16 protein-coding genes, 8 tRNA genes, 4 pseudogenes and 1 riboswitch are annotated in these 22,165 nt (G+C 56.5%); of the genes and pseudogenes, 12 read left to right on the forward strand and 16 right to left on the reverse strand.

Annotated elements, in window-relative coordinates; genetic code table 11:
• Window positions 1-141, reverse strand: a pseudogene (locus BW934_RS15565) (IS256 family transposase); the annotation flags it as partial.
• A 193-nt stretch (window positions 142-334) separates the two neighbouring features.
• On the opposite strand from BW934_RS15565, the pseudogene BW934_RS15445 reads away from it, so the two are divergent.
• The 3 genes and pseudogenes from BW934_RS15445 to BW934_RS15455 all read left to right on the forward strand — a co-directional run.
• A pseudogene (locus BW934_RS15445) lies at window positions 335-484 on the forward strand (hypothetical protein); the annotation flags it as partial.
• Window positions 485-496: 12 nt separating this feature from the next.
• The gene (locus tag BW934_RS15450) at window positions 497-1,006 is read left to right on the forward strand and encodes a tyrosine-type recombinase/integrase (RefSeq protein WP_407639951.1); all 510 of its coding nucleotides are present in this window, start codon (window positions 497-499) and stop codon (window positions 1,004-1,006) included.
• Window positions 925-1,188, forward strand: coding sequence for a tyrosine-type recombinase/integrase (locus BW934_RS15455; protein ID WP_407639952.1), 264 nt, complete (start codon window positions 925-927; stop codon window positions 1,186-1,188). Before BW934_RS15450 ends, BW934_RS15455 begins: the two co-directional genes overlap by 82 nt.
• 81 nt (window positions 1,189-1,269) lie before the next feature.
• Here BW934_RS15455 and BW934_RS05645 read toward each other — a convergent pair.
• The 7 genes from BW934_RS05645 to gndA all read right to left on the reverse strand — a co-directional run bounded on the left by BW934_RS05645 (window position 1,270) and on the right by gndA (window position 3,406).
• Window positions 1,270-1,346: transfer RNA gene (locus BW934_RS05645), tRNA-Ile, on the reverse strand.
• 7 nt (window positions 1,347-1,353) lie between these two features.
• Window positions 1,354-1,428, reverse strand: a tRNA-Val gene (locus BW934_RS05650).
• 53 nt (window positions 1,429-1,481) lie between these two features.
• Window positions 1,482-1,556: transfer RNA gene (locus BW934_RS05655), tRNA-Asn, on the reverse strand.
• Window positions 1,557-1,559: 3 nt separating this feature from the next.
• Window positions 1,560-1,635, reverse strand: a tRNA-Ala gene (locus tag BW934_RS05660).
• 21 nt (window positions 1,636-1,656) lie between these two features.
• Window positions 1,657-1,739 (reverse strand) — tRNA-Leu (locus tag BW934_RS05665).
• Window positions 1,740-1,746: 7 nt separating this feature from the next.
• Window positions 1,747-1,823 (reverse strand) — tRNA-Arg (locus BW934_RS05670).
• A gap of 149 nt (window positions 1,824-1,972) precedes the next feature.
• On the reverse strand, window positions 1,973-3,406 hold the full coding sequence (gene gndA, locus BW934_RS05675) for an NADP-dependent phosphogluconate dehydrogenase (RefSeq protein WP_076346025.1): 1,434 nt from the start codon (window positions 3,404-3,406) through the stop codon (window positions 1,973-1,975).
• Window positions 3,407-3,797: 391 nt separating this feature from the next.
• On the opposite strand from gndA, the gene BW934_RS05680 reads away from it, so the two are divergent.
• Window positions 3,798-4,901 carry an NAD(P)H-dependent flavin oxidoreductase gene (locus tag BW934_RS05680; protein ID WP_076346027.1) on the forward strand — a complete coding sequence of 368 codons (1,104 nt, stop codon included), beginning with the start codon at window positions 3,798-3,800 and terminating at the stop codon, window positions 4,899-4,901.
• 59 nt (window positions 4,902-4,960) lie between these two features.
• Here the strand turns inward: BW934_RS05680 and BW934_RS05685 are convergent, their stop codons facing one another.
• From BW934_RS05685 to BW934_RS05695, 3 genes are all read right to left on the reverse strand, one after another.
• On the reverse strand, window positions 4,961-5,152 hold the full coding sequence (locus BW934_RS05685) for an H-type small acid-soluble spore protein (protein ID WP_076346029.1): 192 nt from the start codon (window positions 5,150-5,152) through the stop codon (window positions 4,961-4,963).
• Window positions 5,153-5,277: 125 nt separating this feature from the next.
• Window positions 5,278-6,879, reverse strand: a complete 1,602-nt coding sequence (locus tag BW934_RS05690) for an APC family permease (RefSeq protein WP_076346031.1) — start codon at window positions 6,877-6,879, stop codon at window positions 5,278-5,280.
• Between the two features lie 209 nt (window positions 6,880-7,088).
• Window positions 7,089-8,564: an aldehyde dehydrogenase family protein gene (locus BW934_RS05695; protein WP_076346033.1), complete on the reverse strand. Its 1,476-nt coding sequence runs from the start codon at window positions 8,562-8,564 to the stop codon at window positions 7,089-7,091.
• A 355-nt stretch (window positions 8,565-8,919) separates the two neighbouring features.
• Here BW934_RS05695 and BW934_RS05700 point away from each other — a divergent pair, with 355 nt between their 5' ends.
• The 4 genes and pseudogenes from BW934_RS05700 to BW934_RS05725 all read left to right on the forward strand — a co-directional run bounded on the left by BW934_RS05700 (window position 8,920) and on the right by BW934_RS05725 (window position 15,567).
• Window positions 8,920-10,125: a glycosyltransferase family 39 protein gene (locus tag BW934_RS05700; protein ID WP_234969616.1), complete on the forward strand. Its 1,206-nt coding sequence runs from the start codon at window positions 8,920-8,922 to the stop codon at window positions 10,123-10,125.
• A gap of 101 nt (window positions 10,126-10,226) precedes the next feature.
• On the forward strand, window positions 10,227-11,123 hold the full coding sequence (locus BW934_RS05705; RefSeq protein WP_076346037.1) for an alpha/beta hydrolase: 897 nt from the start codon (window positions 10,227-10,229) through the stop codon (window positions 11,121-11,123).
• Between the two features lie 730 nt (window positions 11,124-11,853).
• Window positions 11,854-12,171 (forward strand): annotated as a pseudogene (locus tag BW934_RS05720) (transposase); the annotation flags it as partial.
• Window positions 12,172-14,391: 2,220 nt separating this feature from the next.
• Entirely contained in the window at window positions 14,392-15,567 is a 1,176-nt protein-coding gene (locus tag BW934_RS05725; protein ID WP_234969618.1) for an IS110 family RNA-guided transposase, read from the forward strand.
• A 251-nt stretch (window positions 15,568-15,818) separates the two neighbouring features.
• Here BW934_RS05725 and BW934_RS05730 read toward each other — a convergent pair.
• The 3 genes and pseudogenes from BW934_RS05730 to BW934_RS05745 form a co-directional block, all read right to left on the reverse strand.
• Window positions 15,819-16,861: pseudogene (locus BW934_RS05730) on the reverse strand (IS256 family transposase); the annotation flags it as partial.
• A 911-nt stretch (window positions 16,862-17,772) separates the two neighbouring features.
• Window positions 17,773-17,862, reverse strand: a tRNA-Ser gene (locus BW934_RS05740).
• 42 nt (window positions 17,863-17,904) lie between these two features.
• Window positions 17,905-17,979: transfer RNA gene (locus BW934_RS05745), tRNA-Gly, on the reverse strand.
• A gap of 189 nt (window positions 17,980-18,168) precedes the next feature.
• Between BW934_RS05745 and BW934_RS05750 the strand changes: the two genes are divergently transcribed.
• The 4 genes from BW934_RS05750 to BW934_RS05765 all read left to right on the forward strand — a co-directional run bounded on the left by BW934_RS05750 (window position 18,169) and on the right by BW934_RS05765 (window position 21,256).
• Window positions 18,169-18,615 carry a YfmQ family protein gene (locus BW934_RS05750; RefSeq protein WP_076346045.1) on the forward strand — a complete coding sequence of 149 codons (447 nt, stop codon included), beginning with the start codon at window positions 18,169-18,171 and terminating at the stop codon, window positions 18,613-18,615.
• A 126-nt stretch (window positions 18,616-18,741) separates the two neighbouring features.
• Window positions 18,742-19,554 carry a hypothetical protein gene (locus BW934_RS05755; RefSeq protein ID WP_076346047.1) on the forward strand — a complete coding sequence of 271 codons (813 nt, stop codon included), beginning with the start codon at window positions 18,742-18,744 and terminating at the stop codon, window positions 19,552-19,554.
• A 363-nt stretch (window positions 19,555-19,917) separates the two neighbouring features.
• A riboswitch (cyclic di-AMP (ydaO/yuaA leader) is annotated at window positions 19,918-20,064 on the forward strand.
• Window positions 20,064-20,606 (forward strand): C40 family peptidase, encoded by a 543-nt coding sequence (locus BW934_RS05760; RefSeq protein ID WP_076346049.1) that lies wholly within the window; start codon window positions 20,064-20,066, stop codon window positions 20,604-20,606. (Overlaps the previous riboswitch by 1 nt.)
• A gap of 233 nt (window positions 20,607-20,839) precedes the next feature.
• Window positions 20,840-21,256 carry a 3D domain-containing protein gene (locus BW934_RS05765; RefSeq protein WP_076346051.1) on the forward strand — a complete coding sequence of 139 codons (417 nt, stop codon included), beginning with the start codon at window positions 20,840-20,842 and terminating at the stop codon, window positions 21,254-21,256.
• Here BW934_RS05765 and BW934_RS05770 read toward each other — a convergent pair.
• Together BW934_RS05770 and BW934_RS05775 are read right to left on the reverse strand one after the other, a co-directional pair.
• Window positions 21,253-21,684: a DUF86 domain-containing protein gene (locus tag BW934_RS05770; protein ID WP_076346053.1), complete on the reverse strand. Its 432-nt coding sequence runs from the start codon at window positions 21,682-21,684 to the stop codon at window positions 21,253-21,255. The genes BW934_RS05765 and BW934_RS05770 overlap by 4 nt on opposite strands.
• 4 nt (window positions 21,685-21,688) lie before the next feature.
• Window positions 21,689-22,165 (reverse strand): NUDIX domain-containing protein, encoded by a 477-nt coding sequence (locus BW934_RS05775; protein ID WP_076346055.1) that lies wholly within the window; start codon window positions 22,163-22,165, stop codon window positions 21,689-21,691.

The raw sequence follows: 22,165 nt of genomic DNA on the forward strand, positions 1-22,165 counted from the left end.
GGGTGCGGCCTTCAACTGCTCTTGAACCTGCGCTTGGAGAATTTGATTGACGACGCTTTCGACGAGCTTGGCGACGCCTCCGTCTCGTTCAAAGAGCCCTTCCAAAATCGCGTCGTCCACGGTAATCTGGTATTGAGCCATTGGGGAGCCCTCCCTCAGATGTGTGGTTTTTGTCCAACTCACATTCTACCGAAGAGGGCCCGAATGGCTCTTTATGTTTTCAGCAGGAACTCTTTTTGATGAGAAAATAGAGGCCCGCCAATTTTCATCCTCCTCTTGTGCCCAACCGCGCATGGCGGTTTACACATGATATCGGACACAACTCCCCGAACTTGGTAAGATGCCGATCTCAAAAATTGAGGCCCGACATATCCAAGCACTATATCGCAAGCTAAGCAATCGATTGAAACCAGTGACCGTACATCGAATACACCGGGTGCTCAAGACGTGCTTACTTGCTGCGGTGAAAGCAGGATACTTGGATAAGTCTCCGTTTGTGAACGTAGAACCACCAGAACATAAAACGCCTCCGAGGCCAGTTTTGTCTGTGACCGACGCCTTTCGGCTCTTAGCGTGGCTACGAGAACATCGACCAACGAACTGTATGGCGGCGTTCTTGGCCATTCATACCGGTATGCGCACGGGGGAGATCGCTGGGCTGCAATGGAGAGACATCGATTTGGACACGGGCGTGATACAACTAGAACGAACTCGCTACAGGCCCAAGGGTGGGCAAGACTTTTTGGGGCCGCCCAAGACATTTGGAAGTCGTCGCCGTATTGTCGTCACGCGAGAAGTAGTGGACGAACTCAGGAGATGGAAACAATCGCAACAAGAATTCGAGCGCGAATCTTGGACTCCTGAATCCTTTGTCGTTCGCCTCCCAAACTCCGCGCCCCCGTCACCCGCTTCCTTAACAACGCGATCCAAAACGCAAGAAAAGAGCTTGGGTTGCCGCCGGTTTCCTTTCATGGATTGGGACATACCCATGCGACGTGGTTGCTAGAAAGCGGGGTCGATCTCAAAATTGTGAGCGAACGTTTAGGGCATAGTTCAATTACGATAACGGCAGACATATACGCGCATGTGACGGATGCGCTACAACGCGAAGCGATTGAAAAACCGCAACGAATGATGCGTTCAAGACGCACAAACAACAGTGGCTCTGATGATGAAGAGGACTTGTAACTTTCTTGTTACGGTCCGTGATCAAAAACCGCCGAAATCCCGCTTCTTGCAAGGGATCTCGGCGGTTTTTGATCACCATGATGGTGGGCCCAGGTGGACTCGAACCACCGACCTCACGATTATCAGTCGTGCGCTCTAGCCGACTGAGCTATGAGCCCATAAAAATGGTGGGCGGTGGCAGGATCGAACTGCCGACCCCTCGCGTGTGAGGCGAGTGCTCTCCCGCTGAGCTAACCGCCCATCTCAACTGCGGGTATTCGAGTGGTGCCAACCACGCTTGACGAGGAGTTTCATGGCTCCCCGAGTAGGATTCGAACCTACGACCCTCCGGTTAACAGCCGGATGCTCTACCGCTGAGCTATCGAGGAACGTGGTGGAGCTAAGCGGATTCGAACCGCTGGCCTCCAGAGTGCGATTCTGGCGCTCTCCCAACTGAGCTATAGCCCCACGTGTCTCCTCGTCAAGCGTTGGTCCCGGAGGCCGGACTCGAACCGGCACGGTTTCCCGCACGATTTTGAGTCGTGTGCGTCTGCCAATTCCGCCACTCCGGGAATCCCATGGCGTGCCCGGAGAGATTCGAACTCCCGACCTTTTGATTCGTAGTCAAACGCTCTATCCAGCTGAGCTACGGGCACGCGTCTCTGTCGCTCGTCCGCGCTCATCGCGTCACTGACGAAGTCGACGTTGAGTAATGTATCATGGTTCGCGAGAAAACGCAAGCCCCTGCGGGCCACTTTTTTTGACGACCCGCAGGTTTCCTCGGATCCGCGGCAGAAAAGACGCCTCAGACCTCCGTCAGCGAAGGCTCGGCGCTCAGCCAGTGGAAGTGGAATACGCCGTCGCGATCGACGCGCCTAAACGTGTGCGCACCGAAGTAATCCCTCTGCGCCTGGAGCAGATTGGCCGGCAACCGCTCCGAGCGATAGCTATCGTAGTACGCGAGCGCGCTCGCGAATGCGGGTACGGGAACGCCATAGATGGCAGCGGTCGCCACAACGCGGCGCCACGAATCCTGGTACTTCGCGATGGACTCGCGGAAGTAAGGGTCGAGAAGCAGATTGGCGAGTTGCGGATTCCGGTCATACGCCTCCTTGATGTTGTGCAGAAAACGAGCCCGGATGATGCATCCCCCGCGGAAGATCATGGCGATGGCACCGAGATCGAGGTTCCACCCGTACTCCAGCGAGGCCTGGCGGAGCTGCGCGAAGCCCTGCGCATAGGAGCAAATCTTGCTCGCATACAGGGCGCGGCGCACGTCCTCAATGAGCGCTTCGCGGTCGAGTGCCTCACCCGGCCGCTCGGGACCAGGGAGAAGTTGGCTTGCCTCCACGCGCTCCTGCTTCATCGCCGACAGGAAACGCGCAAACACGCTTTCCGTAATCATGGTGAGGGGGACGCCGAGATCGAGCGCGCTTTGGCTTGTCCACTTTCCCGTGCCCTTTTGGCCTGCCGTGTCGAGGATGACGTCCACCATCGGACGGCCGGTGTCGGGATCGCGCTTGGAAAAGATGTCAGCTGTGATTTCGATCAGATAGCTATCGAGCTCGCCCTGGTTCCACTCGGAAAAGACCTGGTGGAGTTCGTCAGCGGTGAGACCCAGGACTTCACTCAAGAGATGGTACGCCTCGCAGATGAGCTGCATGTCACCGTATTCAATGCCGTTGTGAACCATCTTGACGTAGTGACCTGCGCCATCTGGGCCAATGTACGTGCAGCACGGATCGTCCCCGACCTTCGCCGCGATGGCCGTGAGGATGGGCTCGACCAGTGCGTACGCTTCCCTGCTGCCGCCCGGCATGATGGCAGGGCCCTTGAGCGCGCCTTCCTCGCCGCCCGAGATGCCCGTGCCGATGAAGCGAATGCCTTTCGCTTCGAGCTCCCTGTGCCTCCGCCGCGTGTCCTCGAAGTAGGAGTTGCCGCCGTCGACGATCACGTCGCCGGGTTCGAGCAACTCGACGAGTTGTGCAATGGCCTCGTCCACCGGCGCGCCCGCCTGCACCATGAGAATGACGCGGCGCGGCCGCTCGAGGGCCGCGACGAACTCTTCAAGAGAATACGTGGGCACGATGTTCTTGCCCTGGGCCTCTTCGGCGAGCTCCTGTGTTCTCGAGGCCGTGCGATTATAAACCGCGACGCGATACCCCCTGCTTTCAATATTCAAGGCCAAGTTCTTCCCCATGACTGCAAGGCCCATCACGCCGACCTGTGCCTCTGCCAAGCTCTCCACTCCTTGTCTTCTGTAGAAGTTCCACCTGCGGGGCGGATCGCCACCATCATAGAACAGGCAGAACTATTCGACAAGTAGATAATCTTGCAAGACTTTGCGATCCCGGCATGGAGCCTGCGCGGCCGAGGTCGGCACGTATCCTCTCTCGCGGACGTCCGATGGCACGGCTCACCCATGCAAACGAGAGGAGCGACCCATGGGCCGCCCCTCTCGCAAAGGCTGTTGACACGCCACCAGACCACGCTCATGCGTTCGTTCTCGCGGCACATCAACCTCCTGTGTACGTCATTTTGCCCCGAACGCTCGCCAGGTATACACTGGGATTTACAGACGATCGCGCGCATCTCGCTCGGTTCGCGACACGCCATGGGAGGGGTTGTGAATGGACAATCAAAACAGCTGGCTCGCCAAACTCGGCGTCCGCCACCCCATCTTCGCCGCACCGATGGCCGGCGGTCCGTCGACGCCCGAACTCGTCGCAACCGTCAGCCGTGCCGGCGGCCTTGGATTTCTCGGCGCAGGATATTGGTCGGCCGACCAGACGCGCGACGCCATCCGCCGGGTACGCAAACTAACGGAGGCACCCTTCGGGGTGAATGTGTTTATCCCAGAGACGCCTGCTCGCGACGATCCGCAAAGAAGCGTGTCCACTATGAAGGCGTGGTTACGCAACTGGGCGGACGAACCCGGCCTTGCGGCCGAGATCGACGCCTTGCAACCCGAGTTTCCGTCACGCGCGTCGTTCGAGGCACAGATGGAGGTCATTCTGGAGGAACGCGTGCCCGTCATCAGCTTCACCTTCGGGTGCCCCGACCCGCAGGTCATCGCGCGATGGAAGGAAGGGGGCGCCTCGATCATCGGCACGGCCACAACCCCTGAGGAAGCCGTGCAGCTCGAGCAGGCGGGCTGCGACGCCATTGTCGCCCAGGGTTACGAGGCAGGCGGCCACCGCGGAACCTTCCTGCCGATGGATGAGACTCGGCTCATCGGCACGATGGCGCTCGTACCCCAGGTCGTCGATCGCGTCCGCGTGCCTGTCGTGGCCGCCGGCGGGATCATGGACGGGCGCGGCATCCTCGCTGCGCTTGCACTCGGCGCCTCCGCTGTGCAGATGGGCACGCGCTTCTTGGTCGCCGAGGAAAGCGGCACGCACCCCGCCTACAAGCACGCCATCCTATCGTGGCGCGATCGCGGCACACGTCTGACGCGGAGCTTTTCCGGCCGCTTCGCGCGCGGCATTCGCAACGCGTTCATGGACGCGCTTGATCACGCGGTGGATGCCAAAGAGATCGAAATACCGCCCTACCCACTTCAAAACACCCTCACGCAGCCCATTCGGCGCCAAGCGCAACAGCAAAACGATGCGGAGCGCATGTCCCTATGGGCCGGGCAGGGCTATCCCTTGGCGAGGCCGATGCCCGCTCTGGCGGTGGTTCAGGAACTCCTCGAAGAGCTCGAGCGCGTGAAACGGAGTCTCAGTCTGTAACGGCCGGTTCTCAAGAGAAGGAGCGCCGGCAACCGACGCCACGGCGCTCCTTCGGATGGTCAGTGAACCACGTGCTCTTCCGTCAGTTCGCCGACGTGCACCTCGTAGCGATGATCCGGGTTTTTCAGGTGGTAGACCCTGGCTTTCCCCGATCCGTCGTCCACCGACTGGATGTACACCTGATGGCCGTCGTGCGTCACATGCGCCATCACGGGCGAAGACGCGATCTCCTTGGCTCGACGCAAATCCATGTCGCACACCTCCTCGGATTCGCATCCTTCCCCATCTCAGCCGCAAGATGTGTGCCTCATCTTGGCAAGGGATCCGCCGAACCGAGTGTGGACGGCGATCGCACAAGGAAGCCTTTCATCACATGTCACACGTGCATGGCGGCGCTGGCGGCCTCCTCCGCATCATCGTGTTCCTCGTACTGCGCCACCGGCAGGGCGCTTGCGACGCCCCAGATATACGCTAGAATGGCGACCACGACGACGATGATCTGGTCCCACGGCGCCGGAATGATACCGCGCCCGCCGAACGACTTATCGCCCAGGTACGACATCACCCAGAGCGCCGCATAAAACGCCACCAGCCAGAGCGACGACTTCACCTGCTGACCGAACGGCACGCGGTCGGTCGGCACGACGCCGCGCAGCGCCACGACGTAGATGAGCCACAGGGCAATCTGAAGGCCGATGAGCCACGCGTCAATGCTGAACCCGGACCAGTAAATGATGAGCGTCGCGACGATGAACGCGAGCGGCGCGATGACGTTCATCCCGCGCAAGCGGAACGGACGGTGTAACTCCCCTGCCGTGCGCCGCAGCGCGGCGGCCGAGATCGGGCCAATGATGTACGTGAGGACGGTCGCGGAGGACACGACGCCCACCAGTTTGCTCCACGTCGGAAACGGAAGCGTCCACATGATAGCCAGAATAAAGGACAGCCAGAGCGCGGGGCGCGGGATGCCCGTTTTGGGCGAGACGCGCGCAAAGAGCGGGAAGAACGTCTTGGTTTTCGCCCATGCAAAGATGACTCGGGCCGTCGACGACAAGTAGATGTTCCCTGTCCCGCTCGGTGAAATCACGGCGTCGCCGTAGAGAATGACGCCCATCCACCCAATGCCGAGCGCGGTGGCGAGCTGCGCGAATGGCGCCGTGTAGTTCAGTTTTGCCCAACCGCCGGCCAAGGCCGGTGCGGGCACGGCGCCGATGAAGACGACCTGCAACAAGATATACAAGGCCGCAGCAATGCTGATGGCCAGCACGATGGACAGCGGGACGTTGCGCTGAGGGTTGCGGGCCTCTCCCGCAAAGTCGATGGCCTGGCGAAAACCGAGGTACGAGAAGATAATCCCGCCGGTTGCGACGGCCGTCTCGACGCCCGCAACACCGCTTGGTGCAAACCCATGGCTCGTAAAGTTGGCTGCGTGAAAATGGCCAAAAAACACGATCACCGTCAGCAGCGGAACGACAAACTTAAGAAAAGTCCAGATAGAGTTGATTTTGCCGAACACATTGACGCTCCAATAGTTGATCAGGAAGAAGACCACGAGGAGACCCGCCTGCACAAACCAGCCGAGGACGGTCGGGCCTTGACCTGAGGCGTTTTGCCAGCCGAGCGCCGGCCACCAGTGCTGAGCATATTGGCGCATCGCCTCCGCCTCAATGCCGGCTACACTGGAGTACGCGATTAACGCCGCAAAGCCCATGAGATATCCGACCAAGGGCCCGTGAGAGTAATCAGGATAACGAATGATGCCGCCAGCGCGAGGAAGCGCACCGCCGAGCTCTGCATACACGAGTCCGATGAGCATCACAGCCACAGCGCCAATGACCCACGCGATCCAGGCCGCAGGGCCAGCCAGTGTGGCCCCGCCCAGCGCCCCAAGGAGCCACCCGGAGCCGATGATGGCGCCAAGCCCCAAAAAGGTGAGGTCTAGGAGTGAGAGCTGACGCCGCAGTTTCCCTTGTTCCATCCCATACCCATCCTTCCTTCTTTTCTGTTGTTCTTAATGTTCCGCTCTTTCAGTCCATTTTGTGTAACAAAATGTTCCGTTGGAGCGGTTGGATGGCCACAGTCTAGCAAAGGTCTCTGCATCCGTAAAGAGATCTTCCACACGCTCCCCCGATTAAAAGAAATAAGCCCGGCATTCCCTGCCGGGCCGATCGCCTATGACATGGATGTTTACGAAAACGGATACACTCTCGGTTCCTTTTGTACGGAAATCCACTTTAGTGTGGTGAATTCTTCAAGACCCCATTCGCCGCAATACCGCCCAATGCCCGACGACTTCTCGCCACCAAACGGCACGTTGGACTCCACATTCACCGTCTGATCGTTCACGTGAATCATCCCCGTGACAATGCGCTGAGCGACGCGAATGCCCCGCTCGAGATCGCCCGTGAACACAGCGCCCGACAGACCATAGTCCGAGTCGTTGGCCACTTGAATGGCCTCCTCTTCGCTGTCGACGGGCAGAATGGCGGCCACTGGCCCAAAGATCTCGTTTTTGGCGATAGGCATGTCGTTCGTCACATCGGTGAGGATATACGGGTACATCAATTGGCCTTCAAGCTTGCCTTCAAGGACCAGACGAGCGCCTTGCTTCAGGCTTTCATCGATGAGACCCAGGATGCGCTTGGCCTGGCGTTCGTTGATCAACGGACAAATTACAGTATCGGGATCCGCGGGATCGCCCACTTTGACCTTTTCCGTAGCCGCTTTGAACTTTTCGACAAAGGCGTCGTAGACCTTGCGGTGGACAATCATTCGATTTGTGGCGATGCAGATTTGGCCTTGGTGCAAGTACTTCCCGAACGCCGCCGCAGCCACAGCCCGATCGACGTCCGCGTCGTCGAGCACGATGAACACGTTGTTTCCGCCGAGCTCGAGGGCGACCTTGCGCAGGGAGCGAGCCGCCACCTCGGCGATGTGGCGCCCTGCCGCCGTGGATCCCGTGAACGAGATGACGCGCGGCACGGGATGCTCCACCATCGCATCGCCGATTTCGTCGAGATCGGCCACGACTACGCTCAGGAGGCCCGGCGGCAGACCCGCCTGTTCGAAAAGGTCCGCCACGAGAAGCCCGCCTGTGATGGGGGTTTGCGAGTCAGCCTTGAGTACAATGGCATTGCCCGTCGCGAGGGCGGGTGCCACGACACGGATGCTGAGATAAAACGGCCAGTTCCAAGGTGTGATGGCGCCCACCACCCCGACCGGCGTGCGATACACGCGGTTCTCTTTGCCCGGAATGGCAGACGGCAGGATGACCGCAGTCATCCGATGGGCATACTCGGCCGCGAGCTTGATATCGCCAATGGAAGAGTCGACTTCAATACCTGCCTTGAGTTGCGAGCTCCCGGTCTCCTCGACGAGATACTTCACGATCTCGTCCTTGCGCTGCGCAAGCAATGCGGCTGCGCGTTCCATCACTTCGGCCCGAGCAAAGGCGCTTGTTTCAGCCCATGCAGCTTGGGCTTCTTGCGCCCTGCGATACGCCACATCAATGTCCTCCACGGAAGCAAGCGGCAACTCGGTTAAGACTTCGCGGGAATAGGGATTGCGGACGACAACCGTGCGGGCACTGCTGCCCTGTCTCCACTCGCCTGCGATGTACAACTTGTTCCACTGCGCATACTTGACGGCGGTTGTGCTCGACACCTGGTCTTCACCTCTCTGCGCGTGAATGGGCTCCATGACGGAAGAAATCCAGGACGAACGCCCAGTGATAGCGCTTGCATCCCTTCTGAACCGCCATGCAATTCCCATTTTAATGAATACGGGGATAGGTATTTTCTATCGTGTGTCCTGCGCTGTTTTGCTTTTTTGTTCTCCTTGGCTTGCGACACATCATCGTGGTTCGGACTCGAAACTTCTCACGATTTGCGATAGCATGGGAACTGTTTGGAAAGGAGCAGCGCAGATGATCGGCAGTGGAGACGGACGACGAGATCGCCTATGTCTTACATTCCTCATCGTCGCAAACCTCGTGGTTCGGTTGACGTGGATTTGCTTCATGCATCCCAAGCAAGAGGCGGATTTTGCATGGTATTACGCCCGGGCAACCGAGCTGGCGCATAACCAAGGTTACAACTGGATGGGACACCCTACTGCCTACTGGCCCATTGGCTGGCCCCTGTTTTTATCCCTCATCTATCGCGTGACGGGTCCCTCCGTGATGGTGGGTCTTGTGGTCAATGCACTTCTCTCGACTGGTATCGTCTGTCTTGTCTATACGCTTGCCCGGATGTTGTTTCGGGACTGGAGAGCAGCGTTCTGGGCGTCGGCCGCCTACACGCTATTGCCGAGCCAAATCGTGTGGAACAGCGTCCTGGGATCGGAAGAACTGTTCACGTTTTTGCTCGTGCTGTTTTTCCTTTTGTACCTGCGCGGCACACGAGCATCGCGCGCAGAAGCCTCTCTACGGTGGCTGGCCGTCGCTGGGCTGTCGCTGGGTCTCGCTTGCGATGTTCGACCGATCCCCCTCGCTTTCCCGGCCTTTTTGTTTCTGTACGCGTGGGCGTTCGAACCCTATGAGTCCGAGGCGCGGCGCGCCGCTCTATGGACTCGCGCTCTGCGGGCGCTCGGCCGCGCCGTCTGGGTGGGCCTCTTCATGCTCGCCGCCATTTTGCCGGTCACCATTCGAAACCGAATCACCATGCACCACTTTGTCCTCGTGTCCACGAATGGCGGAACGAATCTGTGGCAAGGCGTGCACGTCAACGGGGGCTATTGGTGGTCTTACAACCCGTATGTCAACCCCCTTGTGAAGGTCTCAAACGAAGTCGTCAAAAACGAGCTCGGCGAACACCTCGCCGAGGCATATATCTTACATCATCCCTGGAAGACGTTCTTGAACGGCTGGGTCAAAATTTTCGACCTGTACAAGGACGATGTGAACGCCAACTGGTACACATTTCATCTGTCGACGCAGTTCCAACCTCATCTTCACGCCATCGACACGTTCACCACCTCGGTGTATTGGCTGCTCATGGCGCTCAGCCTCTTTGGGATCGGCTACACATGGGCGCGGGATCATCACAACCGACGGTTCTTTGCCCTTCCCCTGACGTTTATCGTGTACTACACCTGTTTCTTTTTCTTCTTCCCTGCTTGGGACCGGTTCCGTTATCCGCTCATGCCCTTGTTTGCCGCGTTTGCCGGCCCGGCCATCCTCGCGTTGTGGCGCGCCTTGCGGCGTTCGATCCGGCCAAATCCTTGATGGCCAGCGCCGTTGCAGCGCTGGTACGCCGGGATCGTCAAAACTTGAATCATGTGATATTCTAGCGATCAAACTGATAGCGTTTACAAGGAGGTCTATCGATGCCCAGTCCGCAGGCACTCTCCGTTCGTGCTATGTTGCAACAGATGCGTGCGTCGCAGAATCCCGCCGAATTAAGCCTAGAGGCGCAGCGAGCAGGGTTGGATCAGATGGGCCGAACCATTCCGCAACCCGCGGACGTGGCGGTGGAGCGAACGTCGTTCGGCGGCGTGCCAGGCGAGTGGATCACGGTTGCGGAATCGTCGGACAAGCGCGTGGTGCTCTACCTGCACGGTGGCGCCTACTACATGGGCAGTTGTGAGTCGCACCGAAGCTTGGCCTGGCGTTTGGCCCGAGCGTCAAAATCGCGCGTCGCTCTGATCGAGTATCGGCTGGCCCCGGAGCACAAGTTCCCCGCCGCGGTCGAGGACGCCGTGAAGGCGTACGAGTCGCTTCTGGCGCTCGGTGTGGAGCCGGGGCGCATCGCGATTTCCGGCGACTCTGCAGGTGGCGGTTTGACGATGGCGACGCTGATTTCCCTGCGAGATGCGGGAAAGCCCCTCCCCGCGTGTGCCGCCCTCCTGTCTCCGTGGACGGATTTGGCAGGCACAGGCCCATCCATGGAGTCGCGCGCCCCGTATGATCCCTGGCTTGAACCCGAAGGCATTCGCAAGGCCCCCCTCTTGTATTGCAGTCGGGATCAATTGACGCATCCGCTCGTCTCTCCGCTCTATGGCGATCTCGCCGACCTGCCGCCGATCCTCATTCACGTGGGCCGCGACGAATGCCTGCTTGACGACTCGGTCCGCCTGTACGACAAGCTCATAGACGCCGGCGTCCAGGCCAAACTCCACGTCTGGGACGATTTGTGGCATGTGTTTCACAGTTTTCCGATTCCCGAGGCGGATGAGGCTCTAAACGAAATAGGGTTGTTTATCCAGGAGCACATTCCGAGTTAAGGCTGGCGCGTGCAAGTGTACAAATGGCAACGGGGCATCAGTTGAAGTAAACTGATTCCTTACTTGCAGTTACGTCGTATCCCGGGCTACATCAGCGTGAAATGGCGAGGGCTCAAAGCCCTCGCCGTTCCAAAATGCCTTGGCGGAGCGTCTTGAGGAAGCATCCTCGGGCATCCCGCCTCTTTCGGCAAAGACCCCCGCTCCACCCGTTCATCTGACGCTGCACTCCGCCCTCTAGGCATTCGCCCATCCAAACCAACGCGCCTGAAAAACAACTTCGCACACGGCAGCCCTGCTCCGCGCCGAAGGCTGGACGGTGAACGCAGAGCACGGCCACACCGTACGCAGCTGGACTTGAAAAACTCCCTCCTGTGAGATTGTCGGCTCTCATGTAGGAAAGGGACGCAAGAAAACTAAGATGGCATATCTAGAGACCCCTTCTATAGAAAACCCAAAACCTCGCAAAAAAGATGCAAACCATGATGATGCAACTCGCAAGACATGCCATACCTATCCATGTGATCAAGTGGAGTACGTGTTCGTGAACCCATGGGATAAGATTCAACGCCGCATAGACAAAAATTGTGATTGTTCCCGCCATCGTAGTCAGATAAATCCTGTACATCTGTTGAGCGGCTTTAGACCTCACGTATACACCTCCCCAACTAACGATGCGAGTTACGTTTGTATAATTTTATCCTCTTTTGTCCTCTGGTGAAGGAAAACTAAGCTGAAGGGGAGATTCCCGAAAGCGATGGATACCGATGCGGAAGACGATGTGTTGGCGTTCATGACGTTGCCTTTCGAGCACTGGCGACAGATCTGCTCGACCCATCCGCTGGAGCGCCTGAATTGGGAGATGCGGAGGCGGATGGACGTCGTGGGCATCTTCCCCAACCGGTACGCGGTGTTGCGACTGGCAGGCGCGATTTTGCAGGAGCAACACGAAGAGTGGCTCGTGGCACGGCGGTACTTCACCTTGGAGTCGATCGCCAAGCTCAAACCGAACAAGCCCCAGCTCGCAGCGGCAACCCTGTTACACAAATAGACACATAAGGCGAGGCGGTGCTAACCCACGCACATCGAGGCTTTGGCCCTAACGACTTAGAATCGACCAACGAGCGCTCCGTCAAGGGCGCCCGAGGGGCGAGCGAAGCGTCCCTTGACGAAGTGTGAAGGCGGTCGATAAGGTTGCCAAGGGTCAAAGCCGACCATGTCACACATGAGATACGCACAGTCAAATTCCACCATTTGACGGGACACTACCGGCTCCACGCACACCACTCACGAGCCTCTGCAAGGTAATCTCTTCAAAATCGAGTTTGATGCGAAAATAGAGGCCCGCCATTTTTCATCCGCCGCTTGTGCCCAACTGGGCATGGCGGTTTACACACAATCTCGAGCTTGACCCGTCACCGTGGTCTCGGAGCCTCGTTCGACCAAGAAGTGTCTATCGAGGAAGGATCTTTATAAATTTTGGCGAAACCCAGCATCCAAAGGGGGCCAAACAAAAGGAGTGTCGTATCATCAATGGTGTAGTTTATGCCATTATGCGTAACGCGGTTTGCTAAAAAAGATACCCAACCAATTATTCCTATAATAACCATAGACATGCATGTTGCTTTAACAGGGGCGTTTCTCATAATCGAAATGGCTCGAGCAAATGAGGACCTATGTCCGTCCTTAGTATCAAATACAACACAGGAGAATTGCAATCCAAAAAACGACAACGAAATCGAAAAAATGATAAAAACGATCGCATAAACTACTATTTTCCATATTGAACTAAACAAGTGTAATTCGATTTGGAACAGTAGTATACTGAAGATAAAAACAACCGAGCAGGCACAAATAAACGGAAAAATCAATTTCCTTAACGAATATAGCCAACTTTTAATTTCATGCCTCCCATACAACAAACAAGCTGACACCCATAAATTAGATACAAAACTCACAAAGAAAGCAACAATCATTGTAAATGCGTAAAATAACAAGTAAGCAGGGTTATTGATATAGGTACGCTGCATCATAAACCCTAAACACCCGTCTAACAAAGAAAATACACACGTAAAGACAAGAATATATAGCACATTCACCCAGGTTTTTGAATATCTCATTCTAAACCCTCTCTATCCTTGACAAACAGAAACACACCGGTTTACATTTGTCAGGTTATTTCGTCTGTCAGTGCGTGTCAAGTTGTCGTAGGGGATCTCATCACTGCGCCAAGCAGTCACGCAATGGTGTGCGAAAGCCGCGCCAGCTTGCGCTTTATAGGTCAGGCGCAACGATGGCTATTAGGGCGGTGCGATAAGTACTGTTGCTGGTTTTTTACTTGATGGAAAATGTTATTGAGCCGGCGCTAAATAGCTCCGACTCTATGCTCGATGAACGCTAGTGAAGATGAGGTTAGTGTCGGCTTCGTACGTTTTATAACAAATATTCTTGGTGGTGGGATTGTGGGCTTACAAGCATGGAGAATAAAATTTTTATATTTATCAATCTGTGCTAGTTCTGTATTTGTTGCTATAGATTCAATAAGAGAGAGAAATTTTGGTTTTTTGTTTTATTACTCCGTATCCATGTCTTTCTTTAGTATTTTATTTCTTTATTTCTATTCCAAGACGATAGATATCGAGATTTCTATGTCGAGATTTTATATTCGAAAAGCTCGGTTTGATGTCACATCGAGAATAAAAGTTATTGAGTATAAAAAACACAACATTGTTAGGATTAAGTTTAACGCTCTCTATATACTCATAGTCAAATGTTCGAATCAAACGCAGGTGGATGAGTTAAAATCTATGCTGGACAGCATACGCGAGCAACAAGCATTTAACTGAGGCTTTTGCAGATTCAATTTCTAACATCTATCTTACTGTTTATAGCGACTCGTCTGGTTGTCAGGAAACGCTACATAAGTGTTCAATTCGCGTGCAGAAGTCATTCTGCAAACCCCTCGACTAGGTCAAGTCCGAGATTGTGTGTAAACCCCTCGACTAGGTCAAGTCCGAGATTGTGTGTAAACCGCCATGCCCGGTTGGGCACAAGAGGAACATGAAAATATCGATGCTCGTGTTTACTTCGCGGCGTTCAAGGTGCACGATCCCATCAAGCAGGACAGAAAGGCTATTGATTTTTTGGGGGATCGACCCCGCTGTGTAAACTAGCCACAGCCGCCTTTGAGTACAAAGGAATGTGCTACGAGCACGTCCATCAAATTTCCTTGAATCAGGCGGTTGTGCCCTGCTTGGAAAGGATGAGGATCTTGGACGCCATTCGTGAGTGCTGTGCAGGCTTGGACGTCCACCAAGCCCATGTCGTCGCCTGCGTGCTCAAAGGGCCCCTGGATGAGAAACCACAGATGTTAATCCGAGAATTCTCGACTGTGTTATCTGGCTTACTCCAACTTTCAGATTGGCTTGCCGAGCTTGGCTGTACCGAAGTTGCTATGGAGAGCACCGGTTCATACTGGAAACCTGTGTTCAACGTGTTGGAGTCGACTTGTCAGATTACCTTAGCCAACGCGGCGCACATCAAGAATCTTCCTGGACGGAAGACCGATAAGAGGGACGCACAATGGATTGCCGAGCTCCATCGCTGCGGATTGGTATCCCCAAGTTTTGTGGCTCCGCGTGAAATTCGAGAACTACGGGACTTGACTCGATACCAACGGAAGCTGAAGGGATACCAAACATCGGAACGTAATCGAATCCTCAAGGTCCTTGAAGACGCGAATATCAAGATTTCCACCTTCATGAGTGACGTATTTGGCAAGTCGGGTCGTCTGATGCTCCATGCATTGGTGAATGGTGAAGTCATCGTGCCTGAACAGCTCGCGGAACTGGCCAAGGGACGGTTACGGGCCAAAATCCCCGAGCTCATCCAAGCTCTAAACGGCCGAGTCACCATGCATCACCGCAGAATGATTCAGCGCTCTCTCGAGCATCTCGAGTTTCTCGAGAGGAGCATTGCGGATTTGGAAGCCGAGATGGAGCAGTACTTTGCTCCCTATCAAAAAGAACAAGAGCTTTTAGAGACCATTCCAGGCGTCGGAGCCCAAGTGGCGAAAGTGATTCTCGCTGAAATCGGCGTCGACATGTCCGTGTTTCCTTCAGAGCTTCACCTTTCATCGTGGGCGGGGATCAGTCCCGGGAACCATGAGAGTGCTGGGAAAAAGAAACGAGTGAGTATCACGGCTGGGAATCAAAGTCTCAAAACTGCACTCGTCGAAGCCGCATGGGCTGCGGCGAGGACGCGCACGTTTCTAAGCGCAAAGTTCTGGTTGATTTCAGGACGAAAAGGAAAAAACGAGCGGCCATTGTTGTGGCACACAAGATCCTCGTCATTGCGTACCACATACTCAAGACAGGTGAATCGTACAAGGACCTTGGCTACGATTACTTTGAGAAGCGTAAGACCGTGTCCACGGAAGAGTGGATGATTCGGCGTCTTCAAAAACAAGGCTACACGATCACAACTCCTGAGGGAACCACGGCATAATCCCTCAAATTGGATGATGTCATGTCCCCGGGCATCCTATTGCCCAAAAACCAGTCACAAACGACGAAGCGCTCTCATCCCAGCTCCTATTTTCTCATCAAAATTGCCCTCTTCGGCGAATGGAGCGGTGAGCACTTAGGCCGTTGCTGCACAAGCCTGAACTGATTCTCTCCAGGCCTGTTGCGCCTTCTTTCATGCCTCATACTCGTCCATGTTGAGATATTTCCGCCCTGTCGTCCATTCTTCATCAATTTCCATCAGTAACGCCCCAGCAGCCGGATTGCCGATTCCCGGTTGGGAAAGATCCGAATGACGCGCTCGCGACGCCGAATTTCTTCGTTGAGCCGTTCGACATCGTTGGTGGTGCGTAAGCGCCGCCGATATCGCTCAGGTAGGACCAAAACGGCGGTTACATCATCAAACCCATTCTCCAACACCTGCACCGCCTTCGGTGCCTTCTCTGCGTAGGCCTCGACAAACGCATCTTTGAGCAACCGTGCAGTCTTCAGGTCAGGCGCATCCAGGACCGCGCGAACCTGTTGGTAGACCTCCTCCTGCACCGCCTTGGGTGTGGCGTCCAAGAGATTGCGCATGAAGTGGGTCTGGCACCGTTGCCACGTGCAGCCCTGAAATTCGGTCTGAAGTGCCTTGACGAGTCCGCTGTGACTGTCGGACACAACGATGTCGACACCGCTCAAACCGCGTTGCTTCAGCCAAGCGAAAAATTCCCGCCAACTCGATTCTGATTCGCTATTCCCAAGCATCAGCCCAAGAATCTCACGATATCCCTCGTCATTCACACCCACGGCGATCAAGGCCGCTCGTGAACGAATGCGTCCGTCTTCCCGAATCCGGAGGACCAGAGCATCGACGAGCAGAAATGGATAGCGGTGCTCGGCGAGGCTTCGGTGGTTCCACGCTTGGACGATAGATCAAGGCGTTTGCACAGGTCCGAAACCGTCAATTTCGAAAAGGACGTGCCACACAACTGCTCCGTGACTTTGGCCACATCTCGGGTGGACACGCCGTTCACCACCATCTCCATCCAGGCGAGGAGGAAGGCTTGCTCGCTACGCTGATACCGAGCAAAAAGCTGGGTTGAGAATTCGCCATTTCGAACCCTCGGCACACGTAACACGAGCCGTCCCACCCGTGTGGTGAGCGCGCGTGACGGCGCCATTGCGGTAACCCCTTTGCTTCTATGTACGCTCGTAGGGTGCGGCCTTCAACTGCTCTTCAACCTTCCAAAATCGCGTCGTCCACGGTAATCTGGTATTGAGCCATTGGGGAACCCTCCTTGAGATGTGTGATTTTTGTCCAACTCACATTCTACCGAAGAGGGCCCGAATGGCTCTTTATGTTTTCGGCAGGAACTCTTTTTGATGAGAAAATAGAGGCCCGCCAATTTTCATCCGCCTGTTGTGCTCAACCGGGCATGGCGGTTTACACATGATATCGGACACAACTCATATGCCGGATGTGCGACACGTGGTTGAAGTGGAGGTTGAAGTGGAGAGGGTAGACACAGAATAATTGAAATTTTGGGCTCGGAAAGGCATCCTTCCATTGTGGGAAGGGCCACATGCTTGATTGCTATGGCTCTCTACTTCGGTGAACCTGGCGATTTCAAGTCATTTTTTACGTCACTGGCTTAAAAATGAAGTCGCATTGTTACCCGCTCGAAATTCAAGACCAACAACTTCACTATTCTCCATAAGGCGTACATATGTATCGAACATCTCGGTGTACCTATCCATTTCCCACCAAGCACATCTCATCTGATTCGAGGCGCCCGATTTCCGATGACGAATGGCTGGATATCCATCCTTCGATATCGCTTTGAGTCCTATCATCCCCACGTTGCCGCGCGTGAGCTTCAAATCCCGCCCACCTTGCATTGCCCTCCACGCTGTCTCAGACTTGTTCATGACGAACCACCCCGCCGGGGAGCCGACGGGGCAGTTTCGGATGCGACGCTTGCCTCGGTAGCCTACAGATTCGATCAGGCAGACACTCCGTATAGTGACCTCATTTTCGTCCACCCCAAACTCGCAAAGAGCGATGGAAAGAGCGATGGGTAGAAGCTAGAGAGCTGCATGAAGCAAAAATGGCGAGGGCTCAAAGCCCTCGCCATTTCAGGAAGCATTGGCGGAGAGGGTGGGATTCGAACCCACGGTGCCCTTGCGGACACGGCGGTTTTCAAGACCGCTGACTTCAACCACTCGCCCACCTCTCCACAGATACAACGACGGAGGAGAGGTATGCCCTCCCCTCCCGCTGGAGCGGAAGACGGGATTCGAACCCGCGGCCCTCGCCTTGGCAAGGCGATGCTCTACCCCTGAGCTACTTCCGCATATCCATCACAGAAAACGCAGCTATACTCTACAATGATTCCAGCCAAGATGTCAACTCTCTTGACCTATGAAAATCTCCGGAAAACGTCACAAAGGCGAGCGAGCCTCCCCGCAAATTGAATACAAATGGCCGCGCCCCGAGCGCTATAATATCCTCAAGGCGAGTATTCAACAAGGGGAGATCCGGGTTGCCATCCATTCCGCACTGGATTGTCTACGCTGCCGCCGTCGTGTTCCCCATCTTAGCCTTTGTGCTCACGCCACCCAGCATATGGGTGAATCGACTTGTTTCATCGCTCTCCGTCCACCCGACGTTCGACACTTCCCGGGTCACATCGGTGAATGTGTACGGAACGGAGCTTCGCGGACGGGATCGCGACCGATTTCTCAATGCGTTTAACCAGGCGGATTTTTTGTTCGAACGGGGCTTGGTCCCTGAACTCAACTATAATCCGATTTTCATCCGTGTCAAAGAAGGCAAGCGCATGTTTGAGTTCACCGCGTATCTTTACGGGGACGGTATGGTTCAATTGGTTCGGCACAAGCGCAAAAAGAACGTCGCTTACCGCGTCTCGTCCCAACAGCTGGAGCTCGTGCTCCAATCGTGCGTTCGGGACCCGTGGTGGGTCAGTTAAGCTGGACGAATGTGGACACCATTCGGGTTCGCTCCCGAGGCTCATGGGTTCAAGGGCTTTTCAAGGCTCGTTTGTTAGGCTATCGACGTACCGGTTCAATCCAACTTCGGTACGGAGGTGGTCAACTTGGCACGGATTCCACAGACCAAGACCTTGGTAGGTTCGGTGGCCCTCGTCTCCACGTTTCTCGCTTGCGGTGGGGTGGCGTTTGCCGCTGTCGACCAGGCCTCTCAGACATCGTCTGGTGAGGCGCAGCACGAGAGACCGGACGCGCATCGCAAACTTTTGCTGGAACTCCGCAAAGATCTCTTCTCCACAGCCGCACAAGATCTGAAGCTGACGCCGGCACAACTTCGGGAACAGTTGCGGAGTGGGAAGACACTCGCCGAGATCGCGTCGGCACAAGGCGTGTCGACGTCGACGCTGACGTCGGACCTCGAGAACAAATTGGCTTCGGACGTACAGGCGGATGTCGCTCAAGGTTCGCTTACCGCACAGCAGGCGTCTCGGTTGGAGTCGCGGTTGGACACGGCAATTCAAGCGTTCGTCAAGGGTGAAGTGCCGAAGGGCTGGGACAAGGTACGCCCGAGGGGCTGGGACTTCGCGCGCCGCGACCTGTTGTCAGTGGCTGCAAAAGATTTAAACCTCTCGACGTCGACGCTCATCCAGGACCTCCGGGATGGAAAGACGTTGGCCGAATTGGCTGCATCTCAGGGCGTTTCGACCTCCACGCTTGTTTCAGACTTGGAGCAAGCCGCTGAACAAGACGTGCAGAAAGCCGTCGCGGACGGGAAGATCACATCATCACGGGCCCAGACCTTGGAATCGCACCTCGACACTTGGATTTCTGACTGGGTGAATGGGACGCTACCGCGGCCGTCGGGCGCCCACATGCCTGGCGCACAGCCGACCTCGACGTCCACAGGAACCAACGCGTAAGAAGGCGTGCCTGAACAACCACTCAGAGCCGCCGCGCCCCGGCATGACCGGGGCGCTTTTCATTTCCGCATCGACAGCTACGCCATCTGCCCCTTCGGACGCTGACCCGCGAAAGCCTGGGCGGATTCCCATGCGGCATTGTCCTGAAACTCAGAGGCACCCAGCCAGGGTCCCGCATCCGTGCCTCTCGGCTCCACGTCGTTGGATTTCTTATTTTTCCTTTATAGAAACGATGAAATGGGCCCGCGAATCCTCGAAATCAACTGCTTGAATTCCTCTCGATCCAGTTCATCACCGGGACAACCATCATTCTTGTAGTGAATGAGCTTGCGCTTCCTGTTACGCTTTCAGTGCACCAATTCCACCAACATCACGCCGAATCCTGCGGAGAGCAGGTACGGGGGAGCGTCGGGCCCACCAGGCCCAGGGGTGAATTGCGCATACGGCGCATAGGGGGACTCTTCCACCCGAACCCGTCAACTAACCTCGGAGGCTACAGGAGGAGAAGCATGCTGCCTAAACGAATGTCTCTCGGAGCTGTTGCCGCGACCGCCGCGACCATCGCCACGTTGACCGCGGGTGGCTGCACCGCATTCGCGCAGACCGCGCTGCCTCCAGGGGTGCACCTCGACCCCTACATCCAACCCATTGCTTCGGAATCCGCGTCCTACCAGCAAAAGACCCAGGCTGTGCTCGAAGTTGCCGAAAGCAAAATTGGCACACCCTACATCTGGGGTCACAACGAAGATCGGGGCCAGTACGGCTTTGACTGCTCCAACTTCGTCGAATACGTGTATCACCATGCACTCGGGTACAAGTTCACGACGTCATCGCGCCTGCAGTATCTCGAGGTCGGCTGGCGCGTGCCGTTTAGCGATCTCAAGCCCGGCGATTTGCTCATCTTCAATGACGGTGAACACGTGGGCATCTACGCCGGCAACGGCGAGATGATTCAGTGTGGCGGCGGGCTGGGACGCGTCGGCTTCCTCAGTGTTCGGCCGGGATCGTACTGGTATCGCCATTTGTCTGCCGTTCGACAGATGTACACCTGATCACGCCCTACCGCCCGGCCAGGCGACCAAGCGGAGCTGGCCGGGCAGGTTCGTGGACTAACTTTTCTTGCCCCCCACTTCCTTTGCATAATTTTCTCTTCCGCGCACATGTTACAACCATGAACAGTTCCCGATGCATAGGTATGTGCCTCACACTGGTCTGTGCGGCCGCTTCTTGGTGCTCAAACGCCGCTCCGGCGCGGGGAACGCCAGTAGAGCGTCACGTTCGCGCCGTGACGCACAGCGAATCCACGTCTTGGCGGGCCGAGCCGAAGGCCATCACGGTGTTCGGGCGGAGTTATGACGTGCGCCGGTGCCGCAAGGTCACGGATACGTTTCTCGTCACGGCGTACAATCTGGATCGGTTCTCAACCGGCAAAGATCCGGGTGACCCAGGCTTTGGCGTGACGAGCACCGGGCGGCCCGCCGTGATCGGGCGCACGGTCGCGGTCGATCCGGCGGTCATTCCGTATGGCAGCCTGCTGTACATCGAAGGCGTGGGCTGGCGAATCGCGGAGGACACGGGAGGTGCGATTCGAGGGCATCACATCGACGTGCTCATGCCGTCGCGAAAACATGCCTTGCAGTTTGGGGTGAAGCGCAACTGCCGGGTGACCGTCTATATCCCGGACGATCTCGACGACGTCTAGTTGCTTCGTAAAAACTCGCGAATCTGCACAATGAAGGGGTTGAACAGATTCGCATACCGCGATACCGCCTCGCGCACGTCCAGTGAGGTGATGCGGGCGTGATCGCGCAGAAGGCGGGACCGGAAGTCGATGGCGCCGGTGAACGCGCCGAACCACGAAGCGTCGAGGACCTGTTCCTCGACGAGGACTTTGACGATGTCGGCGTAGCCGCCGGGATCGCGCATGACGAGCGCGTCGATGATGAGCGACGCGATGTCGGTGACGTATTCCACACTGGTCCACAGCGCGCGCTCGGCGGCGAGCCGCAAGGAGAATTCATGCTCCCAGGCATCCTGCCGCTCGGCGAGTCGCTGGAGAAAGGCCGCCCTCTCCTGGAGCGCCCCGAGCCAATCCTCGATTTGCCGCTTATGATCCTTCGTGAGAAACACCGTCTCATCTCCCTTGACAGAGCGAGGCCACTCGCGCGAACAGCGTCGCAAACACGTCATCTTTCACAATGGGGCTTTGTTCATCTTCAGCAAAGGCTTGACGCCCGATCGCCCACGGCACGAGCCGCACGGCGGTCGTCTCCGAGGTTCGTGGCCGGGCCTTCACGTCGATCACGTCGGCGACGTACACCCACTTGCTCACCTCGCGCCCGTCGCGCAGGACGATGGCGTACTGCGCAATCCAGGTGAGGCCGTCGACAAGCGCGCCCGACTCCTCAAACACTTCTCGCGAGGCTGCCTCGTCAGGCGCCTCGCCCCGTTCCACCTTGCCCCCCGGCAATTCCCATCCCCTTGCGCGGTGACATACCCAGAGGCAGCCGTCGAAGAGCCTCGCAAACACGAGCACGGAGTGCGGTTCCGGGTCACGCAGGGCACAATCGAACGTCAAATGCTTTGCCGGCGTAAACCACTCGCCCTGCAC

Origin of the sequence: Alicyclobacillus vulcanalis (genome assembly GCF_900156755.1) — a bacterium.
In the GTDB taxonomy this organism is placed as follows: Bacteria; Bacillota; Bacilli; order Alicyclobacillales; family Alicyclobacillaceae; genus Alicyclobacillus; species Alicyclobacillus vulcanalis.

Coding starts and splice junctions, on each gene's coding strand:
- BW934_RS05680 (WP_076346027.1), top strand. CDS start 3,798: ATGGACAATCAAAACAGCTGGCTCGCCAAACTCGGCGTCCGCCACCCC.
- BW934_RS05685 (WP_076346029.1), bottom strand. CDS start 5,152: ATGGATTTGCGTCGAGCCAAGGAGATCGCGTCTTCGCCCGTGATGGCG.
- BW934_RS05690 (WP_076346031.1), bottom strand. CDS start 6,879: ATGGAACAAGGGAAACTGCGGCGTCAGCTCTCACTCCTAGACCTCACC.
- BW934_RS05700 (WP_234969616.1), top strand. CDS start 8,920: ATGCATCCCAAGCAAGAGGCGGATTTTGCATGGTATTACGCCCGGGCA.
- BW934_RS05705 (WP_076346037.1), top strand. CDS start 10,227: ATGCCCAGTCCGCAGGCACTCTCCGTTCGTGCTATGTTGCAACAGATG.
- BW934_RS05760 (WP_076346049.1), top strand. CDS start 20,064: ATGCTGCCTAAACGAATGTCTCTCGGAGCTGTTGCCGCGACCGCCGCG.